The organism is Sphingomonas sp. 2SG (genome assembly GCF_005503285.1).
Classification (GTDB): Bacteria; Pseudomonadota; Alphaproteobacteria; order Sphingomonadales; family Sphingomonadaceae; genus Sphingomonas; species Sphingomonas taxi.
In genome coordinates, this window is sequence record NZ_SCMZ01000001.1 from 232,266 (window position 1) to 257,526 (window position 25,261).

General features: G+C 68.8%; 17 protein-coding genes. 8 read left to right on the plus strand and 9 right to left on the minus strand.

The window, feature by feature from the left end:
• The first annotated feature begins 2 nt into the window (after nt 1-2).
• Together FFS23_RS01055 and acs are read left to right on the plus strand one after the other, a co-directional pair.
• Complete coding sequence (locus FFS23_RS01055) at nt 3-686, plus strand: GntR family transcriptional regulator (RefSeq protein ID WP_137897043.1); 684 nt, start codon at nt 3-5, stop codon at nt 684-686.
• Between the two features lie 18 nt (nt 687-704).
• Nucleotides 705-2,612 (plus strand): acetate--CoA ligase, encoded by a 1,908-nt coding sequence (acs, locus tag FFS23_RS01060; protein WP_137897044.1) that lies wholly within the window; start codon nt 705-707, stop codon nt 2,610-2,612.
• Nucleotides 2,613-2,668: 56 nt separating this feature from the next.
• Here acs and bglX read toward each other — a convergent pair whose 3' ends face one another.
• Complete coding sequence (gene bglX / locus FFS23_RS01065) at nt 2,669-4,948, minus strand: beta-glucosidase BglX (RefSeq protein ID WP_137897045.1); 2,280 nt, start codon at nt 4,946-4,948, stop codon at nt 2,669-2,671.
• 168 nt (nt 4,949-5,116) lie between these two features.
• On the opposite strand from bglX, the gene FFS23_RS01070 reads away from it, so the two are divergent.
• From FFS23_RS01070 to FFS23_RS01095, 6 genes are all read left to right on the plus strand, one after another.
• Nucleotides 5,117-6,118, plus strand: coding sequence for a LacI family DNA-binding transcriptional regulator (locus FFS23_RS01070; RefSeq protein WP_137897046.1), 1,002 nt, complete (start codon nt 5,117-5,119; stop codon nt 6,116-6,118).
• The gene (locus tag FFS23_RS01075; protein ID WP_137897075.1) at nt 6,118-7,536 is read left to right on the plus strand and encodes a glucoamylase family protein; all 1,419 of its coding nucleotides are present in this window, start codon (nt 6,118-6,120) and stop codon (nt 7,534-7,536) included. The genes FFS23_RS01070 and FFS23_RS01075 overlap by 1 nt, the downstream gene beginning before the upstream one ends.
• Nucleotides 7,524-9,047, plus strand: coding sequence for a tryptophan halogenase family protein (locus tag FFS23_RS01080; protein WP_137897047.1), 1,524 nt, complete (start codon nt 7,524-7,526; stop codon nt 9,045-9,047). The genes FFS23_RS01075 and FFS23_RS01080 overlap by 13 nt, the downstream gene beginning before the upstream one ends.
• 160 nt (nt 9,048-9,207) lie before the next feature.
• Nucleotides 9,208-12,243 (plus strand): TonB-dependent receptor, encoded by a 3,036-nt coding sequence (locus tag FFS23_RS01085; protein ID WP_137897048.1) that lies wholly within the window; start codon nt 9,208-9,210, stop codon nt 12,241-12,243.
• An 11-nt stretch (nt 12,244-12,254) separates the two neighbouring features.
• Nucleotides 12,255-12,929 carry a DUF6445 family protein gene (locus FFS23_RS01090; protein ID WP_137897049.1) on the plus strand — a complete coding sequence of 225 codons (675 nt, stop codon included), beginning with the start codon at nt 12,255-12,257 and terminating at the stop codon, nt 12,927-12,929.
• Nucleotides 12,926-14,716 carry a family 43 glycosylhydrolase gene (locus FFS23_RS01095; RefSeq protein ID WP_137897050.1) on the plus strand — a complete coding sequence of 597 codons (1,791 nt, stop codon included), beginning with the start codon at nt 12,926-12,928 and terminating at the stop codon, nt 14,714-14,716. Before FFS23_RS01090 ends, FFS23_RS01095 begins: the two co-directional genes overlap by 4 nt.
• On the opposite strand, the gene cobA is transcribed toward FFS23_RS01095, so the two are convergent.
• The 8 genes from cobA to FFS23_RS01135 all read right to left on the minus strand — a co-directional run.
• Nucleotides 14,650-15,450 carry a uroporphyrinogen-III C-methyltransferase gene (gene cobA / locus FFS23_RS01100; RefSeq protein ID WP_137897051.1) on the minus strand — a complete coding sequence of 267 codons (801 nt, stop codon included), beginning with the start codon at nt 15,448-15,450 and terminating at the stop codon, nt 14,650-14,652. The genes FFS23_RS01095 and cobA overlap by 67 nt on opposite strands.
• Nucleotides 15,440-18,082, minus strand: coding sequence for a nitrate reductase (locus tag FFS23_RS01105; protein ID WP_249340464.1), 2,643 nt, complete (start codon nt 18,080-18,082; stop codon nt 15,440-15,442). Before FFS23_RS01105 ends, cobA begins: the two co-directional genes overlap by 11 nt.
• Nucleotides 18,079-18,417 carry a nitrite reductase small subunit NirD gene (gene nirD, locus FFS23_RS01110; protein ID WP_171009305.1) on the minus strand — a complete coding sequence of 113 codons (339 nt, stop codon included), beginning with the start codon at nt 18,415-18,417 and terminating at the stop codon, nt 18,079-18,081. Before nirD ends, FFS23_RS01105 begins: the two co-directional genes overlap by 4 nt.
• Entirely contained in the window at nt 18,414-20,912 is a 2,499-nt protein-coding gene (nirB, locus tag FFS23_RS01115) for a nitrite reductase large subunit NirB (RefSeq protein ID WP_502702107.1), read from the minus strand. The genes nirD and nirB overlap by 4 nt, the downstream gene beginning before the upstream one ends.
• A 73-nt stretch (nt 20,913-20,985) precedes the next feature.
• Nucleotides 20,986-22,368 (minus strand): MFS transporter, encoded by a 1,383-nt coding sequence (locus FFS23_RS01120; RefSeq protein ID WP_137897052.1) that lies wholly within the window; start codon nt 22,366-22,368, stop codon nt 20,986-20,988.
• Nucleotides 22,369-22,599: 231 nt separating this feature from the next.
• Nucleotides 22,600-23,814 (minus strand): CmpA/NrtA family ABC transporter substrate-binding protein, encoded by a 1,215-nt coding sequence (locus FFS23_RS01125; RefSeq protein ID WP_137897053.1) that lies wholly within the window; start codon nt 23,812-23,814, stop codon nt 22,600-22,602.
• Nucleotides 23,814-24,392, minus strand: a complete 579-nt coding sequence (locus tag FFS23_RS01130; protein ID WP_137897054.1) for an ANTAR domain-containing response regulator — start codon at nt 24,390-24,392, stop codon at nt 23,814-23,816. Before FFS23_RS01130 ends, FFS23_RS01125 begins: the two co-directional genes overlap by 1 nt.
• 124 nt (nt 24,393-24,516) lie before the next feature.
• On the minus strand, nt 24,517-25,261 hold a 745-nt coding region (locus FFS23_RS01135), incomplete at its 5' end, for a c-type cytochrome (RefSeq protein WP_137897055.1).

Genomic DNA, 25,261 nt, shown 5'->3' on the forward strand with positions numbered 1-25,261 from the left:
CGATGGCGAGCGACGTGGACGAGCTGGGCGAGGAGCGGACGTTGCTGTCCGAGCGGATCCGCAACGCGCTGACCGACGAGATCGCCAGTGGCGCGCTGCGCGCCGGCACGCAGCTCGACGAGCAGCAGCTCGCCGACCGGTTCGGCGCGTCGCGGACGCCGGTGCGCGAGGCGCTGCGCCAGCTTGCGGTCAGCGGCCTCGCCGAGATGCGCCCGCGCCGCGGCGTCGTCGTCACCCGGCTGACCCCCGAGCGGATCATGGACATGTTCGAGGCGATGGCGGAGATCGAGGCGATGTGCGTGCGGCTCGCCACCAACCGCATGACGCCGCTCGAACGCAGCCGGCTGATCCAGCTCCACGATTCGTCGCTGGCGATGGTCGAGGCGGACGATGTCGACGCCTATGACGCGTTCAACCGCGCCTTTCACGAGACGCTCTATCACGCGACGCACAACGCCTTCCTCGCCGAACAGGCGATGGCGACACGCACCCGCCTCAACGCCTTCCGCCGCACGCAATTGCGCCAGGGCCGCCGCATCCTCCGCTCGCGCGAGGAGCATGACGGCGTGATGGCGGCGATCGCCGAAGGCGATGGCGAGACCGCGGCGCGCCGGATGCGCGCGCACATGCTCAACGCGGCGAGCGCGCTCGACCGCTATATCGCCGATCACGACGCGATCGGTTGAACGCCAAGGAGAGATGCCATGTCGAACGCCACCCCGCTCGCCGACCGTCAGGCCGTCCACGCCCGCTCGCTCGCCGATCCCGATGGCTTCTGGCTGGAGGCGGCGACCCGGCTCGACTGGATGACGGCGCCGACGCGTGCGGGCGACTGGTCGTTCGACCGCGACGATTTCCATATCCGCTGGTTCGAGGACGGCGTGCTCAACGTCGCCGCCAATTGCATCGACCGCCATCTCGCGACGCGCGGCGATCAGGTCGCGATCCTCTGGGAGGGCGACGATCCCGCCACCGCGCCGCGCCGCATCACCTATACCGAACTGCACCGCGAGGTGTCGCGCTTCGCCAACGTGCTCAAGGGGCTCGGCGCGGGGAAGGGCGACCGCATCACCCTCTATATGCCGATGGTCCCCGAGGCGGCGTTCGCGATGCTTGCCTGCGCGCGTATCGGCGCGGTCCATTCGGTGGTGTTCGCCGGCTTTTCCGCCGAAGCGCTCGCCGGCCGGATCGCCGATTGCGACAGCCGGATCGTCATCACCGCCGACCAGGGCCGCCGCGGCGGCCGCACGATCGCGCTCAAGGCTTGCGTCGACGCGGCGCTGGGGATCGCGGGCAGTGTCGAACACGTCCTCGTCGTCCGCGCGACCGGCGCCGCGGTGCCGATCACCGCGGGCCGCGACGTCTGGTATCACGAGGCCGTCTTGGGCGTCGCCGCCGACTGCCCGCCCGAGCCGATGGCGGCGGAGGACCCCTTGTTCATCCTCTACACCAGCGGTTCGACCGGCAAGCCCAAGGGCGTCGTCCACAGCACCGGCGGCTATCTGCTGTGGGCGGCGATGACGCACGCGACGGTGTTCGATTATACCGCGCCCGACGTCTATTGGTGCGCCGCCGATATCGGCTGGGTCACCGGCCACAGCTATATCGTCTACGGCCCGCTCGCCAATGGCGCGACGACTTTGATGTACGAGGGCGTCCCCAACTGGCCGACCCCGGCGCGGATCTGGGAGGTGGTCGACCGGCATCGGGTGACGACGCTCTATACCGCGCCGACCGCGCTGCGCGCGTTGATGAAGGAGGGGGATGCCTATGTCACCGGCACCAGCCGCGCCTCGCTCAAGATGCTGGGATCGGTCGGCGAGCCGATCAATCCCGAAGCGTGGCGCTGGTATCACGACGTCGTCGGCGGCGGCCGCTGTCCGGTGATGGACACCTGGTGGCAGACCGAGACCGGCGGTCATATGATCACGCCGCTGCCCGGTACGCCGGCCAAGCCCGGCTCGGCGAGCCTGCCCTTCCACGGCGTCGATCCGCGCCTGCTCGATGCCGAGGGCCGCGAACTCGATGGCGCGGCGGAGGGCAATCTGGTCATCGCCGCTTCCTGGCCCGGCCAGATGCGCGGCCTGTGGGGCGATCCCGCGCGCTTCTTCGACGCCTATTTCAGCCTCTATCCCGGCGTTTACACCACCGGCGACGGGGCGCGGCGCGATGCGGACGGCTATTGGTGGATCACCGGCCGGGTCGACGACGTCATCAACGTCAGCGGCCACCGGATGGGCACTGCCGAGGTCGAGAGCGCGCTCGTCCTCCACGCCGATGTCGCCGAGGCGGCGGTGGTCGGCTTCCCGCACGACGTGAAGGGGCAGGGGATCTATGCCTATGTCACGCTGAACGCCTGCGTGGCCGCCGACGAGACGCTGCGCGCGGGCCTGCGCGACTGGGTGCGGCGCGAGATCGGCCCGATCGCGACCCCCGATGCGATCCAGTTCGCCCCCGGCCTGCCTAAGACGCGCTCGGGCAAGATCATGCGCCGCATCCTGCGCAAGATCGCCGAGGGGGATACGGCAAGCCTCGGCGACACTTCGACGCTCGCCGATCCGGGCGTGGTGGAGGCCCTCCTCTCCGAATCGCAGGCCAGAGTGTCAGGCTAGAGCCGCGTTCGGTCAAGCACGGCCGTCTTCCGGCTGGCGATGCCTCGCCAACGGGATCAGCGCACCAGCTCGAACGTGCCGTGCACGCCATCCGCCTGTGCCGAGGGCGCGATCCATACGTCGAACGTGCCGGGTTCGACCGTGGGCCGCAGGTCGCCGCCGAGGAATTCGAGCTGCGCGCGGGTCAGCGTGAAGCGCACCGTCTCGCTCGCTCCCGGCGCCAGCGCGAGTCGGCGGAACGCCTTGAGCTCGCGCACCGGCCGCGTGATGCTGGCGACGCGGTCGCGAATGTAGAGCTGGACCAGCTCCTCGCAGGCGCGGGTGCCGGTGTTGCTGATCGTCGCCGATACCTCGATCCGCCCGTCCCACGCCAGCGTCGCCGGCACGTTCGCGGCGGCATAGCCGACCTTGCCGTAGGTGAGGCCATGGCCGAACGGATAGAGGGCGGCATTGGGCGACGTCCGCCATTGTGCCTTGTACGGTTCGCGCGGGCCGTCGGGCGCGGGGCGGCCGGTCGCCTTGTGCGCGTAATAATAGGGTTCCTGCCCGCTTTCGTGCGGGAAGCTCAGCGGCAGGCGTCCGGACGGGCCGACCTTGCCGAACAGCACGTCGGCGATGGCATGGCCGGTCTCCGACCCGAGGAACCAGGTGACGACGATCGCCGGTGCCGCCTTGACCGCGCCGTCCAGCGCGAGACCGCGACCGTTCTTGAGCAGCACGACGATCGGCTTGCCCGTCGCGGCGACCGCCTCGGCCAGCGCCATCTGCGGCGCGGGCACGGTGATCGACGTGCGCGACTGCGCCTCGCCCGACATCGTCTCGCTCTCGCCGATCGCGAGCACGACGACATCCGCGGCGCGCGCCGCCGCGACGGCCGCGTCGATCCCGCCGGCGAGCGGCTCCTCGACGCCCGAACCGGGCGTCACGCTGACGGTACGCGCGCCCGCCGCCTTGACGCCGGTGGCGAGATCGATCGCCTGGTTGTTGTCGCCATAGACCACCCATGGCCCGTTGAGGTCGTGCTGGCCGCTCGCGAACGGACCGATCAGCGCGATGCGCTGCGCCGGATCGAGCGGCAGCAGGTCGCCGTCGTTCCTGAGCAGCACGATCGATTTCTGCGCCGCCTCGCGCGACAGCGTGAGCGCCGCCTTGGTGCGCGACCGCGCCGTTTCACGCTTGGCGTCGATGCGGCGGAACGGATCGTCGAACAGGCCGAGCCGGTGCTTGACCATCAGCACGCGGCGCACCGACCGGTCGAGCGTCGCCTGCGGCACCGCGCCTTCGCGGACGAGGTCGGCGAGGTGCAGCGCATAGAGATTCGACTGCATGCTCATGTCGACCCCGGCCAGAAAGGCGAGGCGCGCGGCATCCTTGCCGTCCTTGGCGAAGCCGGCGGCGATCATCTCCTCGTCGCCGGTGTAGTCGGAGACGATGATGCCGGGGAATCTCCATTCGTCGCGCAGCACCTGCTGCATCAGCCAGGCATTGCCGGTCGCGGGGACGCCGTTGATCTCGTTGAACGAGGCCATGCCGCTCATCGCGCCGGCGTCGAACCCGGCCTTGTACGGCGGCAGATAGACTTCGCGCAGCGTCCGCTCCGACAGGTCGACGCTGTTGTAATCGAGCCCGCTCTCGGCCGCGCCATAAGCGGCGAAATGCTTGATGCAGGCCATCACCGCGTCGATGTCGCCGAGCTGCTTGCCCTGGAAGCCGCGGACGCGCGCCGTGGCGAACATCTGGCCGAGCAGCGTGTCCTCGCCCGCGCCTTCCATCGTCCGGCCCCAGCGCTGGTCGCGGGCGATGTCGACCATCGGGAAGAAGGTCCAGTCGATCCCCGCCGCTGCGGCTTCATAGGCGGCCATGCGTGCGGTGCGCATCGCCAGATCGGGATCGAAACTCGCCGCCTCGGCCACCGGCACCGGGAAGATGGTGCGGTGGCCGTGGATCACGTCGGCGGCGAAGAGCAATGGGATCTTCAGCCGCGATTCCCGCATCACCGCCTGCTGCATCCGCCGCGCCATCACCGCGCCATTGCCGTTGAACACGCCGGTGAGCTTGCCCGCGACCGCGTCGGCAAGCTGGCCTTCGAAGCTCGGGCCGCCGGTCGTCGGCGGGTTGAGCCCGGTGGCGATGCCGCCGCTCCACGCCGCGGCGTTGAGCTGCAACTGGCCCGCCTTCTCCTCCAGCGTCATCCGGGCGAGGATCGCCTCGATCCCGGCGGGCAAGGCGTCGTCCGCCGCCGCGGCGAGCAGCGCACGCGCCGGACTGGCGGCCCAGGCGGCGATCGTCCCGGCGCCGAGCAGCGCCGCACGCCGCGAGATGGTGATGTCGGTCATATCCAGGTTGTCCCCTCATCGCCGTCGTCGCGCGTGCCCGGGGTGGCCCGCGAAGGACCCGGTGCTTTTCGCGTTGACGCTATCCTGTAACCGGTTACACAGCTCACCGGCGTCGCACAAGATGTGTCGCGACGATAGAAGGTCGGGGATGGCACGCAAGGGGAGGGCATGAAACAGGCATCCGCCACGGTCCGCGACGTCGCGCGCGTCGCCGAGGTATCGGTCGCGTCGGTATCGCGCGCGCTCAACGGGCATAGCAGCGTCCGCCCCGACATGCGCGCGCGCGTGCTCGCGGCAGCCAAGGCGCTCGGCTATGTGCCGCACGCCGGCGCGCGCAGTCTGTCGCTGGCCCGCAGCCATGCGATCGGTGTCGTCCTGCCCGACCTCTACGGCGAATTCTTCTCGGAGATCGTCCGCGGCATGGATCGCGAGGTCACGGCGCGCGGCTATCACCTTCTGCTGTCGAACATGCACGCCGATGCAGCGCTGGCGGCGCAGGCGATGCGATCGATGCGCGGCCGAGTCGACGGGCTGATCGTGATGGCGCCGCAGCTCGATGTCGCCGAGCTCGACGAGGCGCTGCCGCGCGACGTACCCGCGGTGCTGGTCAATTGCCGCGAGACTACCGGCCGCGCCGCCTATCGGATCGACAATGCCGCCGGGATCAGCTCAGCGGTCGCGCACCTCGCCGCGACCGGCCGCCGCCGGCTCCTGCACATCAGCGGCCCGGACGGCAATATCGATGGACGCGAACGCCGCGACGCCTTCCTCGCGGCGATGGCAGTGCATGCACCCGAGAGCGGCCCGATCGTCATCGAAGGCGATTTCCGCGAGGAATCCGGCGTCGCGGCGGTGCGCCGGCTGATCGCCACGGGTGAGACGTGCGACGGCATCGTCGCCGCCAACGACATGATGGCTTTGGGGGCGATGAGCGCGCTGCGCGAGGCGGGGGTGGCGGTCCCCGGCGACATCGCGGTCACCGGTTTCGACGACGTTCCGCTCGCCCGCTATCTCGGCCTGACGACGGTGCGGATCAACCTCGCCGAAATGGGGGCGAGCGCCACCGCGCGGCTGATCGATGCGCTCGACGGCGGCGCGCTGTCGCCGGACACGGATATCGTCGCGACCGAGCTCGTCATCCGCTCCACCACCGGACCCTTGTCGACATGATGCGTACCCCGATCGACCGCCGCGCGCTGCTGGCTCGCGCCCCGCTCGCCACCGCCGCCGCCTGCCTGCCCGCTCTGGCCGGGGCGGCGCCGCGCGTCGCGCTGCCCGGCTGGTTCGATGATCTGGAGCAGCGGACCTTCCGCTTCTTCTGGGATCTCGCCAATCGCGACAACGGGCTGGTGCCGGATCGCTGGCCGACCCCGTCTTTCGCCAGCATCGCCGCGGTCGGCTTCGCGCTGACCGCCTATCCCGTCGGGGTGGCGCGCGGCTGGATCAGGCGCGAAGCCGCGCGCGACCTGACGCTCGCCACGCTGCGCTTCTTCGCTGCCGCGCCGCAGGGCGACGCGCCGGCGGGCATGAGCGGGCACAAGGGCTTCTTCTATCACTTCCTCGACATGAAGACCGGCCAGCGCTTCCGCGATACCGAGCTGTCGAGCGTCGACACCACGCTCCTCTTCCTCGGCATCCTGTTCGCCGGCGCCTGGTACGATCGCGCCGATCCGGCAGAGGCGGAGATCCGGCGGCTGGCGCAGCAAATCACCGATCGCGCCGACTGGCCGTGGTTTACCAACGCGCGTGGCAGCGTATCGATGGGCTGGCACCCGGGGCAGGGCTTCATCGAGCGGCCGTGGGAGGGGTATAACGAGGGGATGATGGTCTACATCGTCGGCCTCGGCAGCCGGGGCAAGCCGCTCGCCGACGGGGCGTGGGATGCGTGGACGAAAACCTATCCGGGCTTCTGGCGCGGCCGGGGGGCGACGCGGCACCTCGCCTTCGCGCCGCTGTTCGGCCATCAGTACAGCCAGATGTGGATCGACTTCCGCGGCATCCGCGATGCGACGATGCGGCAGGCGGGCTTCGACTATTTCGAGAACAGCCGCCGCGCGACCTATGCCAATCGCGCCTATTGCATCGCCAACCCGATGCGCTGGGACGGCTATGGCCGCGATATCTGGGGACTGACCGCCTGCGACGGACCGGGCAATTTCCGCTTGCCGTTCAAGGGACGGACCGCGGAATTCTTCGGCTATTCGGCGCGTGGCCCGCTCGGCCAGCCGGACGAGCGTGACGATGGGACGCTGGCGCCGACCGCCGCGCTGGGCAGCCTCGCCTTCGCGCCGGAGATCGTCGTCCCCGCCGCCAATGCGATGAAGGCATGGCCCGGGCTCTACGGCAAATATGGCTTTCTCGACAGCTTCAACCCGTCGTTCCGCTATACCGACGTCAAGCTGGAGGCGGGGTCGGTGGATGCCACGAGCGGCTGGGTCGACGGGGATTATCTGGGCATCGATCAGGGCGCGATCCTCGGCGCGATCGCCAATATGCGCGACGAGGGCGTGTGGCGGGCGATGCGCCGCTCGCCGACGATCCGGCGCGGGCTGACGCGGGCAGGGTTCGCCGGCGGATGGCTGGGGTGAGCGGGAGCCATCCCAATCCGCCGCTCAAGACGATCACGATCGTCGGCGGGGGCACCGCCGGCTGGATGACCGCGGCGCTGCTGTCGCGGCTCTTGCTCGGCGCCTATACGATCCGGCTGATCGAATCGGCGGAGATCGGCACGATCGGCGTCGGCGAAGCGACGATCCCCGCTATCCGGACCTTCAACGGCCTCGCCGGCATAGACGAATTCGAGTTCGTCCGCGCGACGCAGGCGACGTTCAAGCTCGGCATCGAGTTCCGCAACTGGGGCGGCGTCGGCGACAGCTACATCCACGGGTTCGGCAAGATCGGTCAGGACCTCTACTGGCTGCACTGCCATCAATTCTGGCTCAAGGCGCGGGCGATGGGGGAGGCCCGACCACTCGATCATTATGCGCTCAACACGCTGGCGGCACGGATGAACCGTTTCGCCTTGCCCGACCCGGCACACCCGAATTCGCCGATCGCCGACCTCGATTACGCCTATCACTTCGACGCCGCGCTTTACGCCGCCTTCCTGCGCGGCCGCGCCGAGGCGGCGGGCGTCCAGCGGATCGAGGGGCGGATCGTCGCCGCCAACCGGCGCGGGCAGGACGGTTTCCTCGATCATGTCGTGCTCGCCGACGGACGGACGGTCGACGGCGACCTGTTCGTCGACTGTTCGGGCATGCGCGGGCTGCTGATCGGCGATGCAATGGGGGTCGGCTACGAGGATTGGGACCATTGGCTGCTCTGCGACCGCGCGCTGGCGGTGCCGAGCGCACGGCAGGGGCCGCTGACGCCCTATACCCGCTCGATCGCGCATGATGCCGGCTGGCAATGGCGGATCCCGCTGCAGCATCGCACCGGCAACGGCCATGTCTATGCCAGCCGCTTCGTCTCGGACGAGGCGGCCGCGCGGACGTTGCTCGCCCATCTCGACTCCCCGGCGATCGGCGATCCGCGGCCGGTGCGCTTCCGCCCCGGCAAGCGGCAGCGCGCATGGGAGAAGAATGTCGTCGCGCTTGGACTTGCCGGCGGTTTTCTCGAACCGCTCGAATCGACCAGCATCCATCTGATCCAGACCGGCATCCTCCGACTGATCGCATTGTTCCCCGGGCGCGGCTTTCAGGATGCCGACATCGCCGAATACAATCGCCAGACCGACTTCGAATATCGCGACGTGCGCGACTTCATCATCGCGCATTACAAGGTCACCGACCGCGAAGACACGGAATTCTGGGGCTACGTCAAGCATATGGACGTGCCCGACAGCCTCACCGAACGGCTTGCGCTGTTCGCGGCGTCGGCGCGGTTCTTCATGCACGGCAAGGCCGAGCTGTTCCGCGAGGAAAGCTGGGTGCAGGTGCTGCTCGGCCAGCGCCTGCGCGCGGCCTATGATCCGATGGTCGACATGATCCCCGCCGCACAGGCCGCAGCCTTTCTCGGCGATGTCGAGGAGGTGATCGCCGAGGTCGCCGCCGGGATGCCCACGCACGAGGCGTTCATCACCCGCCACTGCCAGGCCTGACTGTTGCCGGAGCGCAACGGTCCAAGTCTTTAGCGCGAGCCGTGTTGTAACCGGTTACGGAGGCGAGTAACCGGTTTCATATGCCCAGCGCGATCCGCTGCCGTCGCTCGTCGACGCGCCGGTGGAAGCAAAGATCGGGTGACAGACGGAGGGGTTTGCAATGGCAGCAGGGTATCAGGCCGCACGGTTCCGTCGCGGCATTTCGGCCGCGGCGCTTGCCATGGCGCTCGCCGTCGGCGCGCCGGCGCTGGCCCAGTCGACGTCGACGCTGCGCGGCAAGGTCGCGGGCGCCGCGCCTGGTACCGCCGTCGTCATCACCGATCTCACCACCGGGCAGGTCATCCGCGGTCGCACCGACGATGCTGGCACCTATACCATCCCCGGCATTCGCCCGAGCACCTATCGCGTCGCGGTCGACGGTCAGCAGCCGCAGCAGGTCGTCGTGCCGGTCGGCCAGACGATCACGCTCGACATCAACACCCCCGCCGCGGCGACCGAGGCCGGCGCGACAGAGACGACGACCTCCGCCGACGCGGGCAGTGGCACGGGCAGCGACATCGTCGTCACCGGCCGCCGCACGCAGGAGGTGCGCACCGCCGAAATCTCCACCAACGTCTCGCAACAGCAGATCGAGAGCCTGCCGCAGAGCGACCGGAACTTCCTCAACTTCGCCGCGCTCGCACCGGGCGTCTCGGTGACGCCGGGGCGCAGCAACCGGCAGGTGCAGGCGGGCGGCATCAGCGCCGACAACGTCAACGTCTTCATCGACGGCCTGAGCCTCAAGAACCAGGTCAACCACGGCGGCGTCGCCGGCCAGAACTTCAGCCAGGGCAATCCGTTCCCGCAGCTCGCGGTGCAGGAGTTCAAGGTCGATACGCAGAATTTCAAGGCCGAGTACGAGCAGGCGGGTTCGGCGATCATCACCGCGGTGACCAAGTCGGGCGGCACCGACTTCCACGGTACGATCTTCGGCGAATGGCAGCCCAAGGGCTTCTACGGCACCAAATATTCCGACCGCCCGGGCAAGGCCAACAACCGTGACGGTTCGCTCAAGCAGGGCGATTACGACCGCAAGCAATATGGCGGCGACTTCGGCGGACCGATCATCAAGGACGTGCTGCATTTCTATGGCGCGTTCGAAGCGACCGACCAGAAGGCGCCTTCCGCCGCGGTCCTGCTCGGCACCACCAACACCGATCAGCCGTCGCAGGTCGTGCCGCAGGCGATCGCCGATCAATATAACGGCAGCTATGCGCAGGACTTCCACCAGAAGCTGTATTTCGGCAAGCTCACTGCCTTCGTCAGCAACGCTGACACGGTCAATTTCAGCGGCTTCTTCCGTCGCGAGAGCAATCTCGCCGATTTCGGCGGCACGTCGGTGCCGTCGCACGGCCATCTGTTGCAATCGAAGATCGACCTCTATCAGCTCGAGTGGAATCACCGGGGCGACAATTGGCTGAACGAGGCCACGATCGCCTATAACACCGTCTTCAACGGCACGCCGCGCACCGGCAGCGGTCCGGAGATCATCCTTGGCCAGCCGGGTGCGGTGGCCGCGGCGCTCGGCACCAACGGCTTCGAACAGTCGGACAATCAGAAGACCTGGACGTTCAAGAACAACGTCACCTTCTTCAGCAACGCGCACGTTATCAAGGCCGGCGTCAAGGTATCGCTCAACGACCTGTCGCGCGCCGAGGACAATCTCGGCAACGGCTCCTATTATTTCACCCCCTCGACCTACACGACCTTCGATGCGTCGACGCCGCAGCAGGCGGCGGTGTCGGTCGTCCCGGTCCAGGCGGCGAAGGTCAAGGATACGCAGATCGGCCTGTTCATCCAGGACGATTGGACGGTCAACGATCACATCACGGTCAACGCCGGCATCCGCTGGGACTATGAGACCAACGCCAAAAACGACAAGTTCGTCACGCCGGACGCGATCGCCACCGCGCTGCGCAACTATCAGCCCTGGCAGGCGGCCGGGATCAACCCGGAAGACTATATCTCGAACGGCAGCAACCGGAAGCCGTATTGGAAGGCGTTCCAGCCGCGGCTCGGCATTTCGTACGATATCAACGGCGACCGCGACACGGTGCTGTTCGCCGGCGCCGGGCGATATTACGACCGGCCGCTGTTCATCACCGCGGGGATCGAGACGGTCAAGGCGCTGTACCAGCGCACCGTCACGCTCAGCTTCTGCGACGGGCCGGGGCAGCCGACCTGCGCCAGCTTCCGCCAGGGCAATGGCGGTGTCCTGCCGGCGACGACCCTGGTGTGGAACGACAGCTACAAGAACGTCGACAATCTGCGCGCCGCGGCGACGGCGACCGGCGTCGGCGGCGACGTCTGGCTGCTCAACAACAACACCAAGCTGCCCTATTCCGATCAGTTCAACTTCGGCGTGCGCAAGCGGCTGGGCGTGGTGCAGACGTCGATCACCTTCAGCCACATCCGCAGCCACAACATCTTCAAATATGTGCGCGGCAACCGTCTGCCGAGCGGCCAGTACACCAGCCAGGGCGATCAGTGGATCGAGGACAACTTCCCTGCCTCCGGCATCCTGCCGGGCTATAGCGGCAAGCTCAACATCGGTTCGAACGACGGCAAGGCGGAATATAACGCGGTCTATTTCACCGCGGAGAAGCCGTTCGTCACCGGGTCGAAATGGGGCTTCACCGCGACGCTGACCTTGCAGCAGGCGAAGAGCAACGTCGCGCAGGAATTGCAGAGCGACGAATTCTACAACGGTCCGCGCGTCGATGCCTATGGCTGGAACTATGTCGCCGGCGTCGAGAAATGGCGTTTCGTCGGCACCGGCATCGCGCGCGGGCCATGGGACACCAAGCTGTCGCTCACCGGCACGTTCAGTTCGGGGCCCTCGTTCGGGCAGGTCATCACGCGTCCGGCGCCGGCGGAGTTCCTAGGCACGACCGGCACATACGGCAACTTCGGCGGCGTCTTCTGGCCCGACCAGATCGTCGGTTACGCCTCGGTCGACGCGCGGATCTCGAAGACGTTCCGGATGCCGTGGGGGACCGATCTCGAGGTCAATTTCGCCGCGTTCAACCTGTTCGATTCGGTCAACCGCACCTATTCCGCCTGGGGCGCCGGGTCGGGCGTCAATCCCACCAAGCGCGAGAACGACACGCAGGGCGTGCCGCGCTCGTTCCAGGTGGGCGCGCGCTACAAGTTCTGAGGACCGGCACGATGACGCCGAGCCTGCTCCGCATCGGGCACGGCGAGAGCCCGGTCGTCGTCGTCGACGATGCGAGCGGCGCGGTCGACCGGATCGTCGACCTCGCGGCGGCGCTGGCGCCTTACCCCGCGGCGGGCGGCCATTACCCCGGGGTCCGCCGCGTCCTCGCTGCCGGCGACGGTGCGGCCTACGATTATGCCACCGCGCTTCTCGACCGTGTCGCGCCGTTCATCGGCGGCGCCTTCGCGATCGACGGCTTCGACTGGATCGAGGCGAGTTTCTCGATCGTCACCGCTGCGCCGCAGGCGCTCACGTCGGTGCAACGCGCGCCGCATTTCGACGCGACGGACGAAGGCTATATCGCCGTGCTGCACTATCTCTCCGACCAGCCGGCCGGGACCGCCTTCTACCGGCAGCGCGCCACCGGGATCGAGCGCGTCGATGACGGCAATCGCGCCGCCTTCCTTGCTGCCGCGCGTCGGGACGGTCCGGCGCTCGACGGCTATATCAATGCGAGCACCGCCGCGTTCGAACAGATCGGCCGGGTCGACGCGCGGCGTGATCGCGTCGTCATCTATCAGGGTTGCCTGCTCCATTCGGGGATCATCCCGGACGATCTGCCGCTCAGCGCCGACCCGCGGCGGGGGCGGCTGACCGCCAACCTGTTCGTCCAGGCGCAGCGATGATCGCCTGGCTCGCGCTCGCTGCCGCCGTGCCGGCGCAGACCTATGCCAATCCGGTCGACCTCGACTACCGCTACAATTTCGAGCAGGTCAATGAGGGCGTGTCGTATCGCACCGGCGCCGACCCGGTGATCGTGCCGTTCAAGGGCGCCTATTATCTCTTCCTCACGCTGGCGGACGGATATTGGCGTTCGACCGACCTCGTCACCTGGCGCTTCGTCAAACCCAGCCGCTGGCCGGCGGAGGGGATCGTCGCACCCGCCGTGTCCTCGGACGGCGAGCGGCTGTTGATCATGCCGTCGATGACGACGCAGGGGACGATCTACAGTAGCAGCGATCCGGCGAGCGGGCGCATCGACCTGTTCGTCCGCCGCATGCCGCCGCTGCCGGGCGCGGTGCGATCGGGCTTCGAGGAGACGATCAAGCCCGGCCAGGTACCGCCCGGACCATGGGACCCGGACCTGTTCCGGGACGACGACATGCGCTGGTACCTCTATTGGAACTCGTCGAACGTCTTCCCGATCTACGGCGCGCCCGTCGGCTTCGCTGACGGCAAGTTGACGTACGGCAGCCCGCGCGAATCCTTCATCCTGCTCGATCCCGACCGTCACGGCTGGGAGCGTTTCGGTCAGGATCACAGCGGCACCACCCCCGACGGCACGCCGGTCAAGCCGTATATGGAGGGCGCGTGGATGACCAAGGTCCGTGGCCGCTACTATCTGCAATATGGCGCTCCGGGCACCGAATATAATGCGTATGCAACCGGCACCTACGTCGGCACCTCGCCAATGGGGCCATTCACCTACGCCGCCTATAATCCCATCGGCTACAAACCCGGCGGCTTCGTGCAGGGCGCCGGGCATGGCAATACGTTCCAGGATCTGCACGGCAATTGGTGGAACACCGGGACGCCGTGGATCGGTTATAACTGGACGTTCGAGCGGCGCGTCGGACTGTGGCCGACCGTGTTCGATACCGACGGGCAAATGCGCGTATCGACCCGCTTCGGCGACTTCCCGCAGCGGCTGCCGACCGGGCATGTCACCGATCCCGATACGCTGTTCACCGGCTGGATGCTGCTCTCCTACCGGAAGCGCGCGCAGGCGAGCGGCAGCGTCGCGGGGCATGGACCGGGCGACGCCACCGACGAAAATCCGCGCAGCTTCTGGCTGTCGCCGGACAAGGCGCCCGGCGCGACGCTGACGATCGACCTCGGGGCGGGGAAGACGATACGCGCGGTGCAGGTCGATTTCGCCGATTATCAGGCCGGGCGGTTCGGCGACGCACCCGACATCTACACCGAATTCCAGCTGCAATCCTCGCGCGACGGGCGGGAATGGCGGCCGCTCGCACGCACCGAAGCGCCACGGCGCGACCGCCCCAACGCCTATTTCGAACTGCCGCGACCGACGGCCGCCCGCTTCGTCCGCTACGTCCACGGTCATATCGGCGGCGCGCATCTCGCGATCGCCGACCTGCGCGTCTTCGGCAGCGCCGGCGGGGCGGCCCCCGCCGCACCCGAACTGGTTGAGGCGACGCGCGCGGCCGATACGCGCGACGCGACCATCCGCTGGCGGCGGGTGGCCGGCGCCGTCGGCTATAACGTGCGTTGGGGGATACGCCCCGACCGGCTCGCGCTGACCTATCAGGTCTTCGCCGACCGCGTCGCGGACGGACCGGCGGCGGTACTGCCGTTGCGCGCGCTGACCAAGGGGCAGGGCTATTACGTCGCGGTCGAGGCGTTCGACGAGAATGGCGTCTCGCCGCTCAGCCGGGTAGCAGCGATGTAGCGCGTCGTGGCGACGGCTTCGCCGATCAGCAGCAGCGACGGGTCGCTATCGCTGATCGTCTCGACCAGAAACGCCAGCGCCGACAATTTGCCACGCACGATACGCTCGCTCGGCAGCGACACGTTGACCGCGACCATGACCGGCGTGTCGCCGGCGCGGCCGGCGGCGATCAGCTTGCGCGACACTTCGGCGGCGGCGGCGCGACCCATATAGACCGCGAGCGTCGCATCGGGATCGGCGAGCGCATGCCAGTCGAGGTCGAGCGCTTCGCCGGCGCGGGCATGCGCGGTAACGAACGTGAGTTTGCGCGCGAGGCCGCGCAGCGTCAGCGAGGCGCCGCCCGATGCGGCGGCGGCGCTCGCCGCGGTGATGCCGGGGCAGATCCGCACCGCGATGTGCCGCGCGGCGAGATGATCGATCTCCTCGGTCGACCGGCCGAAGATCGACGGGTCGCCGCCCTTCAGGCGGACGACGCGCTTGCCGGCCAGCGCCGCCTCGGCGAGCAGCGTGTTGATCGCGGGCTGGTCCTTCGAATGGCGACCCGATCGCTTGCCGACGCCGACCTGCTCGACGTGGCGCGGGATGTGCGCGAGGATCTCCCGGCCGACCAGCGCATCGAAGAAGACGATATCGGCGGCGGCGAGCAGTCGCTCCGCTTTCCGGGTCAGCAGGTCGGGGTCGCCGGGGCCGGCCCCAACCAGCCAGACCGAACCGGGTGGGAAATCATGCGGCATGCGTCGATCCTTCGGTGGCGAGGAGTTTGGCGAGGGCAGGGCGGCACGACCCGCAATTCGTGCCCGCGCCGAGTGCCGCCCCGATCGCGGGCACGTCGGCGAGATGCTGGTCGGCGATCGCCGCCAGGATGGTCTTGAGGCCGACGTCGAAACAGGCGCAGACGATCGGTCCGCGGTCGACCTGCACGCCCGCCGCCCGCCCGGCGAGCAGCGTCGGGGCGGCGATCGCCTCGCCCAGTTGCGCGACGAGCCAGTCGCGCGGGGGCAGGCTGCCGTCGCGCGTGACGAACAGCACCGCGCGGAGCCGGCCGCCGTCGAGGATCGCGACCCGGCGGCTGCCGCGTGCCGCGTCGATCGCCTCGATCCGCTGGCCCTTGGGCAGCGATGCGTCGAGCGCGTCGGCGTCGCCAGTGCCTGCCATCTCCCATGCGCTGCCGTGTGGCACCGCAACCCGTGTCGCCCACAGGCAGTCGGGCGGGGTCGCGAGTTGGCCGCGGACGATGATGAAGCCGCGCCACGCCGTTTCGACGCGATCGATCCTGGCCGGCGTCGACTTGAAGCCGGGCTGTCCGGACACCGGATCGGCGAGCGGGCGGGGGAGGCGGCCGGCGCGGCCACCCGTCGCGGTGCGATCGGTCCAGTGGATCGGCACGAACACCTCGCCCGCCCGCTGCGACGTGACGACGGTCGCGCGGAACAGGCTGCTGCCTTGCGGCGTCGTCACCCGGGCCAGATCGCCGTCGACGATCCCGCATGCGGAGGCGTCGTCGGGATGGACCTCGACCAGCGGCTCCTCGCGATGCCGCGCGAGCCTGGGCGACAGGCCGGTGCGGGTCATCGTGTGCCAGTGATCGCGGTAGCGCCCGGTGTTGAGCGTCATCGGCCATTGGCCGAGCGGCGCCGCCACCGGCTTCTGCGCGACGGGGATCAGCCGCGCCCGGCCGTCCGGTGTCGGGAAGCGCCCGTCGGAGAAGGGCGTGCCGCCCCAGCGGAACGGCACCATCGCGTCATATTCGGCATTGCCCTTGGCGGCATGGCCGGGCAGCGCGAACAGCCGGGCGCCGTCGTTTTCATAGGCGGACAGGCGGCAATGCTCGCGCCAGATCTCGGCGGGGCGATCGTAGGGAAAGGCGGTCTTCCACCCCATCCGGCGCGCGACCTGCGTCACGATCCACCAGTCCGGCCTGGCCTCGCCCGGCGCCGCCATGAACGCGCGCTGGCGGCTGACCGTGCGGTCGGAGTTGGTCACGGTGCCGTCCTTCTCGCCCCAGGCCGCGGCGGGCAGGCGAACGTGCGCGTGCACCGACGTGTCGGTGGTGTCGACCACGTCGGAGACGACGACGAACGGGCAATCGGCGAGCGCCTCGCGCACGCGTCCGGCGTCGGGCATCGAGACCGCGGGGTTGGTCGCCATGATCCAGATCGCCTTGATCCGCCCCTGTCCCAGTTCCCGGAACAGGTCGACCGCCTTCAGCCCGGGCCTGGTCGCCATGTTGGGCGCGGCCCAGAAGCGGCCGACCCGCGCGACGTTCGCGAGCGTGAAATCCATGTGCGCGGCAAGGCTCGAGGCGAGCCCGCCGACCTCGCGGCCGCCCATCGCATTGGGCTGGCCGGTGATCGAGAAGGGCGCCGCGCCGGGCTTGCCGATCCGCCCGGTGGCGAGGTGGAGGTTGATGATCGCATTGACCTGGTCGGTCCCCGCCAGCGACTGGTTCACCCCCTGGCTGAACATCGTCACGGTCTTGGGCGTGGCGGCGAACAGTTCGAAGAACCGCCTGAGCTCCTGCGGCGGCACGTCGCAGACGCGCGCCACCGACCACAGGTCACTCCCCCCTGCGCACCGGTCCCAGAAGTCGTCGGGCGTCGCGACGTGGCGCGCGAGATAGGCGTGGTCGACCACCCCCGCGTCGCGACACCACGCCAGCAGACCGTTCATCAGCGCGACGTCGGTGCCGGGCCGGATCGAGAGATGAAGGTCGGCCTCGTCCGCGGTCTCGGTGCGGCGCGGATCGATCACGACGAGTTTCGCGCCCGCGTCGCAGCGTGCGCGGATGCGCTGATAGACGATCGGATGGCACCAGGCGGCGTTCGATCCGACCAGCACGATCAGGTCGGCGGCATCGAGATCGTCGTAGGACGCCGGCACGATATCCTCGCCGAACGCGCGGACGTGTCCGGCCACCGCGCTCGCCATGCAGAGCCGCGAATTGGTGTCGATGTTCGCCGCGCCGATGAACCCCTTCATCAGCTTGTTGGCGACGTAATAATCTTCGGTCAGCAACTGGCCGGAGACGTAGAAGGCGACGCTGTTCGGGCCGTGCTGCGCGATCGTCTCGCGGAAGCGCCTGGCGACGAGGCCGAGCGCCGCGTCCCATGAAGCCGCACGCCTGCCGATCATCGGGGTGAGCAGGCGGCCTTCGAGGCCGATCGTTTCGCCGAGATGCGTGCCCTTCGAACACAGTTTGCCGGCGTTGGCGGGGTGGTCGGGGTCGCCCTTGATATCGGCGCTCCGCTCGCCGGTCGGGGTCGCGAGGATGCCGCAGCCGACCCCGCAATAGGCGCAGGTGGTGCGGATGGGCGCGCTCGTCCCCGCCTTATCCCCGCCGGGGGGAGGAAGCGGCGCCCCGGTCACGCCGCGGCCTTGATGGTCGACGTCCGGCAGATCAGGACGCGCCCACCCGACACCTTCACCGGGATCACCGGCGTGCACCCCTTGTCCTCGCCCAGCGCCTCGCCGGTATCGAGCGCGATCCGCCAATTGTGCAGCGGACACGCCACGGCGCCGCCGTGGACGATGCCCTGCGACAACCGGCCGCCCTTGTGCGGGCAGCGATCGGCGAGCGCGAACACCTTGCCCTCGCCGGTGCGGAACACCGCGATGTCGTCGCCGCCGGCGACCTGCACCGTGCGGCTGCCACGGACCGGGATCTCGTCGACCCAGCCGATATCGAGCCATTCGCCGATCATGCCACTTCCCTCGTAGCGTCGATGGGGGTGAAGCGCGCCATCGGCGTATGCTGTTCGCCGTGCGCGCCCGCGACGCGCGCCGTCCAGGGATCGTCCTGCATGAAGGTCTGCGAGAACAGGAACCGCGCCGCCAGCGCATCGCGGCCCGCGGCATCGTCGGCGATGCGTGTGCGGATATAGTCGACGCCGACCCGCTCGATCCACGGCGCGGTGCGCTCCAGATAGCGCGCTTCCTCCCGGTACAATTGGATGAAGGCGGCGCAATGATGCATCGCCTCCTCCTCGGTCGCGACCTTGCACAGAAAGTCGGTCGCGCGGACCTTGATCCCGCCGTTGCCGCCGACCGACAGTTCGTAGCCGCTATCGACGCAGACCACGCCGAAATCCTTGATCGTCGCCTCGGCACAGTTGCGCGGGCAACCGCTGACCGCGATCTTGAACTTGTGCGGCATCCAGGAGCCCCAGGTCATCCGCTCGATCCTGACGCCGAGCCCGGTCGAATCCTGCGTGCCGAACCGGCACCAGTCGGAGCCGACGCAGGTCTTCACCGTGCGCAGCGACTTGCCGTACGCATGGCCGCTGACCATCCCCGCGGCGTTGAGATCGGCCCAGACCGCGGGCAGGTCCTCCTTCCTGATCCCGAAGATGTCGAGCCGCTGGCCGCCCGTCACCTTGACCAGCGGCGCATCGTATTTCTCGACGACATCGGCGATCGCGCGCAGCTCGCGCGGGTTGGTCACGCCGCCCCACATCCGCGGCACGACCGAATAGGTGCCGTCCTTCTGGATGTTGGCGTGCAGCCGTTCGTTGACGAACCGGCTCTGCTGGTCGTCCTTATACGCGCCGGGCAGCGCGCAGAGCAGGTAGTAATTGAGCGCCGGGCGGCACGACGAACATCCGTCAGGCGTCGACCAGCTCATCTTCTGCATCACTTCGGGGATCGATCGCATGCCCTGCGCGACGATCTCGCGGCGGACGTCGTCGTGGCCGAAGCTGGTGCATTTGCACATCGTCTTGACCGTGCGTTCGCCCGAATAGTCGTCGCCCAGCGTCACCGCGAGCAGCGTTTCGACGAGGCCGGTGCACGATCCGCACGACGCCGATGCCTTGCAGGTCGCGCGGACCGCATCCAGCGTCGTGTTGCCGGCGCCGATGCACGCCACGACCTTGCCTTTGATGACGCCGTTGCAGCCGCAGATCTCCGCATCGTCGGAGAGCGCCGCAACGGCCGCCTTAGGGTCCGCCTGCGCCCCTCCCGACGCGAAGGACTGGCCGAAGATCAGCATGTCGCGGATGGGGGCGATGTCCTCCCCGCGCCTGAGCAGGTCGAAATACCAGCCGCCGTCGGCGGTGTCGCCGTACAGCACCGCGCCGACGATGCGGTCGTCCTTGACCACCACGCGCTTGTAGATGCCGCGCGACGCGTCGCGCAGCACGATGTCCTCCGCGCCGGCACCGCCCGAGAAATCGCCCGCCGAGAATACGTCGAGCCCGGCGACCTTGAGCTTGGTCGACGTCACCGATCCGCGATAGCCGCTATGCCGCCCGACGAGGCCATCGGCCAGCGCCCGGCACATGTCCCAGAGCGGCGCGACGAGGCCGTAGACGTTGCCGTCATGCTCGACGCACTCGCCGACCGCGAGGATCGACGGGTCGCTGGTGACCATATGGTCGTCGACCTTGATGCCGCGGCCGATCTCCAGCCCGGCGTCGCGCGCGAGCGCCACCGACGGGCGGATGCCGACGGCCATGACGACGAGGCTCGCCGGGATCAGCGTCCCGTCCTTCAACAGGACGCCTTCGACGTGCGTGTCGCCGACGATCTCGGCGGTGTTGGCCTCGGTCAGGATCACCTGGCCGCGCGACTCCAGCGCCGACTTGAGCAGCCATCCCGCGGCCTCGTCGAGCTGGCGTTCCATCAGCGTCGGCATCAGGTGGATCACCGTCACCTTCATGCCCCGCAGCGTCAGGCCATGCGCCGCTTCCAGCCCCAACAGCCCGCCGCCGATGACCACCGCCGCGCCGCCCCGGTCGGCCGCCGCCAGCATGTGATCGACGTCGGCCATGTCGCGGAACGAGATGACGCCGGGCAAATCCTTGCCCGGCACCGGGATGATGAACGGGTCGGAGCCGGTCGCGATCAGCAGCCGGTCGTACGCGACGGTCAACCCCGATTTCGCGGTGACGGTCTTCGCCGCGCGGTCGATCGCCTGCACCGGATCGCTGGTCACCAGCGTGATCGCATTGGCCGCATACCAGGCCGCGTCGTTGATGACGATCTGCTCGAAGGTCTTCTCGCCCGCGAGCACCGGCGACAGCATGATGCGATTGTAGTTCACATGCGGTTCGGCGCCGAAGATCGTGACGCGGTAGCGGGCGGGATCGCGCGCGATCAGCTCCTCGACCGCGCGGCATCCGGCCATGCCGTTGCCGATCACGACGAGATGCTCGCGGGCGTCCGACCCGGGGGTGATGACCCGATGTTCCATCAGCATGTCCAATCCAGTTGCAGCGAGAATTTGCGGGTGGTGGCGGCGAGCGGGTCGCGGCGCGGCGTCGGGCAGCGGCTCATGCCGCCACCGCGCCGCCGCCGGGCAGGCCGCGATCGCGCCGCGCGTCGAGCGCCGCATCGAACAGCGCCTGCTCCTGCGACTTGTGCGCGGCGGAGAAGCGCACCGCCAGCGCGCACACCGCAGTGCCGGCGACGACATAGCCGAGCACGATCAGGCATTGCTGCGGCGTCGCCGACGCCTTGTTGAGGAATCCCGCCGCGACCGCGCCGATATTGCCGCCCGCGCCGATCAGCCCCGCGACCCCGCCCAGCGCCTTGCGGTCGACGAACGGCACCAGTGCATAGGTCGCGCCGCACGCCATGTGCGTGAACAGCCCGAACATCGTCATCGCGAGGATGGCAGGCATGACGCTGCCGGCGTTGCCGAACAGCACCAGCCCGACACCCTCGCCGAGCATCAGCCCGAACAGCAGCAACGCGCGACCGTCGAGCCCCTTGACGAGCGCGATCCGGTCACTGGCGATGCCGCCAAGCGCGCGGGCGAACAGCGCGAGGCCGCCGAAGATCCCGGCGGCGAGCCCGGCGCCGGTCAGCGACAGTCCGAACCGGTCGACGTAATAGCTGGCGGCGATGTTGTGGATGAAGATCTCGACGCCGAAACAGGCGCCGTACGTCGCGGCGAGCATCCACGTCCGGTAATTGGACGCGGCGCGGCGGAAGATCGCCATGCCGGTCGCCTTGCCGCCGTCGAGCGCGATGCCGGCCGCGCGGAGGTCGACGATGTCGCCTTGCGGCGTGTCCTGCGTGTAGCGCGCGTAGACGAACGCCATCGCGACCATCGCCACACCCGGCACGAACATCGCCGCGCGCCATCCCCAGGCGTGCTCGACGCCAAGCCCGATCATCGCCGCGACCACCAGCGGCATCAGGCTCTGTGCCGCGCCACCGCCTGCATTGCCCCAGCCGCCGACCGTCGCATTGGCCGTGCCGACGACGTTGGGCGCGAACATCACGCTCGTGTGATATTGGGTAATCACGAACGACGCGCCGATCGCTCCGATCGCCAGGCGGAAGAACAGGAACGTCTCGTAGGTCCGGGCGAAGGCGAGCCCGAAGACCGGGATCGCGCCGAGCAGCAGCAGCCACGTATAGGCGCGACGCGGTCCGAACCGGTCGCACAATGGCCCGACCACCAGCCGCACGAGGATCGTGACGGCCACCGCGGCGATGTTGATATTGGCGATCTGGTCCTTGCTGAGGCCGAACTCGGCCTTGATGAGCGGCATCATCGGCGCCGCCGCGAACCAGGCGAAGAAGCACACGAAGAACGCCAGCCACGTGACGTGGAACGCCCGCATCTGCGGCGTGGCGGCGCTGAACAGGTCGATCCTCGTGGCCTTCGATCCGGTGACTTCGATCCCCGGCGATGCGAACAGCATGATGTTTCCCCATCTGCGTTGGACAAAGAAAAAGCCGCCCAGACGGCGACCTTGCGGACGCATCTGGACGGCTTCGTTGCCTCTCGACGATCGGTGGATCGCCTTGCGCGGTCCGGCCCCGTCGTTGGAACCGGTCTCGCGATGATATCGTGTCCGACTCCCTTGCCGAACGCTGTCAGGATGATCGAAATGGCGCGATCACGCAAGCGCCGTTTCGCAGATGCAGCAACTTTACGGTAAGCTGCTCAAATATCCCGTGATATCGTCCGGATCGAAGGCGCGCCGATCGAAAAAGGCGTCATTGCCCAGGATCAGCCGCCCCTGGGTCGATCCCGCGCCGATACTGTCCGCGGCGATCGCGCCCTCCAGTTTCGAACTCGCATTGGGCAGCGGCGCGCCCGATCCGGCCAGCGCCGCGCGGTAGACGTCGGGACGGAACACGCCTTGCGCGGTGGCTGCCTCCCCGGCCGAAAACGGCGTGCCGTCCCAGCGCAGCATCTGCGAATACAGCCAGGCCGCCTGGCTGCGCCACGGGAAGTTCGCCGCCTCGCGATACTGGAACATGAAGTCGGGGACATGGATCGGCGTGGCATCCTTGACGAGCCGTACCCGGTCGCTGATCGCCCGCGTCACGGCATCGATCGGCGCGTCGAGATAGGCGGGTCGCGCGAGGATGGCCGCGCTCGCCTCGCGCGTGCCGGGATCGACGAAATGCGCGGCCGCGGCATGCAGCGCGCGGATCAGACGGTGGACGACGTCGCGGCGCTCGTCCAGCGTCGCCGCGCGCATCGCCAGCACCTTCTCGACGCCGCGCCGCCAGACCTGCGCGGTAACCAGCGCGATCCGTCCGACGCCGCGATCGACCGCGACGCCGTTCCACGGTTCGCCGACGCAGATGCCGTCGACTTCCCCCGCCGCCAAGGCGTCGGCGGCGAAGGTCGGGCTGGTCGTGACGATCTCGACATCGGTATCGGGCCGGATGCCTGTCGCCGCCAACCAATAGCGCAGCATGTAATTGTGGCTCGAATAGCGATGCACCACGCCGAACCGCAACCGCCGCCCCGCGGCGAGACGCTCGGCCGCGACCGCCTTCAGTCGCGCGCCGAGCACGGCCGGATCGCCGAGCGCATCGCCGTTCATCACCAGCGCGGCGAGCGGCAGCGACAGTGTGATCGCATTGCCGTTCAGCCCCAGCACGAACGGCACGGCCATCGGCACCGCGGGCCGCCCGCGGCCCAGTGCGGTCGCGATCGCCAGCGGCGCGACCATGTGCGCGGCGTCGGTATGGCCGTAGAGCAGCCGATCGCGTACCGTCGCCCAGGTCATGTCGCGAACGAGCTCGATCTCCAGCCCCTCGGCTTCGGCGAACCCCTGTTCGCGCGCGAGGATCGGCAGCGCGGCATCGACCAGCGGCAGGAACCCGATGCGGATCCGGTCGAGCGCCATCACAAATCTCCCATGAGCGCGTCGCTGGTGATGATCGCATCGGCGATCTCGGCGATCCGGCGGTTGGATCGCATCGCCTGCGCGCGGAGCAGGCCGTAAGCGGTCGGCTCGTCGATGCCGCGGCGCTTCATCAGGATCGCCTTGGCGCGATCGATGGTGGTGCGGTCGGCGAGCGCGCTTCTGGCTTCGTGCAATTCGTCCTGCAACCGGGCGAACGCCTGGAACCGCCGGATCGCGAGGTCGATGACGGGCTTGATCCGCTGCTTGGCGAGGCCGTCGACGATATAGGCGGACACGCCGGCGTCGACCGCGGCGGCGGTGGTTTCCGCATCGCTCTGGTCGACGAACATCGCGATCGGCCGGGCGAGTGCGCGCGACACCGCGAAGAACTCCTCGAGCACGTCGCGGCTGGGATTTTCGAGGTTGATCAGGACGACGTCGGGCGCCGCTTTCTCCAGCGCGGCGACCATGCCGCGCGTGCCGTCGATCAGGACGAGATCGTGGAGCCCCGCCTCGCGCAATCCATCGGAGATGATCGCGGCACGCGTCGTGCTCGTGTCGATGATCGCGATACGCATGCTCAAGCCATACCCCCCACCCCCCCGATTCGCGAAGCCGGTTGATGGAGTCCTGCGATTGCAGGGATTGGCGGCTCATTGCCCTCGGCGGTTGTGGTCCAATTCTTCGACGGCGCGCCTCGCTTCATTTGCCGCGACCGACCGCGTCTCCGGTGAGATAGCGAGCGAGCGGGTCGATCATCTCCTCCGGGATGCGGCGGGCGATGACCGGCATCGTCGCATGGCTCTTGCGCGCGTCGACCACCGTCTCGTCGCCGCGCCAGTGGCGCAGGCGCTGCGCGATATAGGCGGGGCGCTGGCCGGCGAGCACGGGATAGGGTTTGCCGGGCGCGTGGCAGCTCGCGCAGGCGGGAAGCTGGAGCCGGGGCAGTCCCTGCGTCACGATCCGCGCGGCGGCGGCGTCGCCCGCAGGCGCTGCGCCGAGACCGGGCATCGCGGCGAAGCGGCGCGCGGCATCGCGCATCGCCTCGGGCTGCATCCGCATCGCGACCTGCTGCATCACCGCGCTGGAGCGGCTGCCATCGGCATAGCCCTGCAGCGCGGCGAGCAGATAGGCGGGGTCCTGTCCGCCGAGCACCGGAATGTCGGGCGCGCCGCGGCCGCGGCCGTCGGTGCCGTGGCAACCGGTGCAGGTGGCGAGATCGGCGCCGGGATTCGCCTCGGCGACCAGAGCGTCATATTGCGCCGGCGTCATGCCGGGCAGGCGGCGGACGAAGGCGACCATGCGGCGCACCTCGTCCTGCCGGTCCTGCACCGCCCAGGCGGGCATGCCGGTATATTTGACGCCGTGCTGGAGGATCCAGAACAGCTGCTTGTCGGTCCATTGCTTCGCGTTGACGGCGAGGTCGGGGGCGGGCGGGGTCGCCGCC

What these genes read in the sequence shown, in the direction of transcription:
- FFS23_RS01120 (WP_137897052.1), bottom strand. Translation starts at nt 22,368, where the DNA reads ATGCTGTTCGCATCGCCGGGGATCGAAGTCACCGGATCGAAGGCCACG.
- FFS23_RS01080 (WP_137897047.1), top strand. Translation starts at nt 7,524, where the DNA reads ATGGCTGGGGTGAGCGGGAGCCATCCCAATCCGCCGCTCAAGACGATC.
- FFS23_RS01130 (WP_137897054.1), bottom strand. Translation starts at nt 24,392, where the DNA reads ATGCGTATCGCGATCATCGACACGAGCACGACGCGTGCCGCGATCATC.
- nirB (WP_502702107.1), bottom strand. Translation starts at nt 20,912, where the DNA reads ATGCTGATGGAACATCGGGTCATCACCCCCGGGTCGGACGCCCGCGAG.
- FFS23_RS01095 (WP_137897050.1), top strand. Translation starts at nt 12,926, where the DNA reads ATGATCGCCTGGCTCGCGCTCGCTGCCGCCGTGCCGGCGCAGACCTAT.
- FFS23_RS01090 (WP_137897049.1), top strand. Translation starts at nt 12,255, where the DNA reads ATGACGCCGAGCCTGCTCCGCATCGGGCACGGCGAGAGCCCGGTCGTC.
- FFS23_RS01085 (WP_137897048.1), top strand. Translation starts at nt 9,208, where the DNA reads ATGGCAGCAGGGTATCAGGCCGCACGGTTCCGTCGCGGCATTTCGGCC.
- FFS23_RS01070 (WP_137897046.1), top strand. Translation starts at nt 5,117, where the DNA reads ATGAAACAGGCATCCGCCACGGTCCGCGACGTCGCGCGCGTCGCCGAG.
- FFS23_RS01055 (WP_137897043.1), top strand. Translation starts at nt 3, where the DNA reads ATGGCGAGCGACGTGGACGAGCTGGGCGAGGAGCGGACGTTGCTGTCC.
- acs (WP_137897044.1), top strand. Translation starts at nt 705, where the DNA reads ATGTCGAACGCCACCCCGCTCGCCGACCGTCAGGCCGTCCACGCCCGC.
- bglX (WP_137897045.1), bottom strand. Translation starts at nt 4,948, where the DNA reads ATGACCGACATCACCATCTCGCGGCGTGCGGCGCTGCTCGGCGCCGGG.
- FFS23_RS01075 (WP_137897075.1), top strand. Translation starts at nt 6,118, where the DNA reads ATGCGTACCCCGATCGACCGCCGCGCGCTGCTGGCTCGCGCCCCGCTC.
- cobA (WP_137897051.1), bottom strand. Translation starts at nt 15,450, where the DNA reads ATGCCGCATGATTTCCCACCCGGTTCGGTCTGGCTGGTTGGGGCCGGC.
- nirD (WP_171009305.1), bottom strand. Translation starts at nt 18,417, where the DNA reads ATGATCGGCGAATGGCTCGATATCGGCTGGGTCGACGAGATCCCGGTC.
- FFS23_RS01125 (WP_137897053.1), bottom strand. Translation starts at nt 23,814, where the DNA reads ATGGCGCTCGACCGGATCCGCATCGGGTTCCTGCCGCTGGTCGATGCC.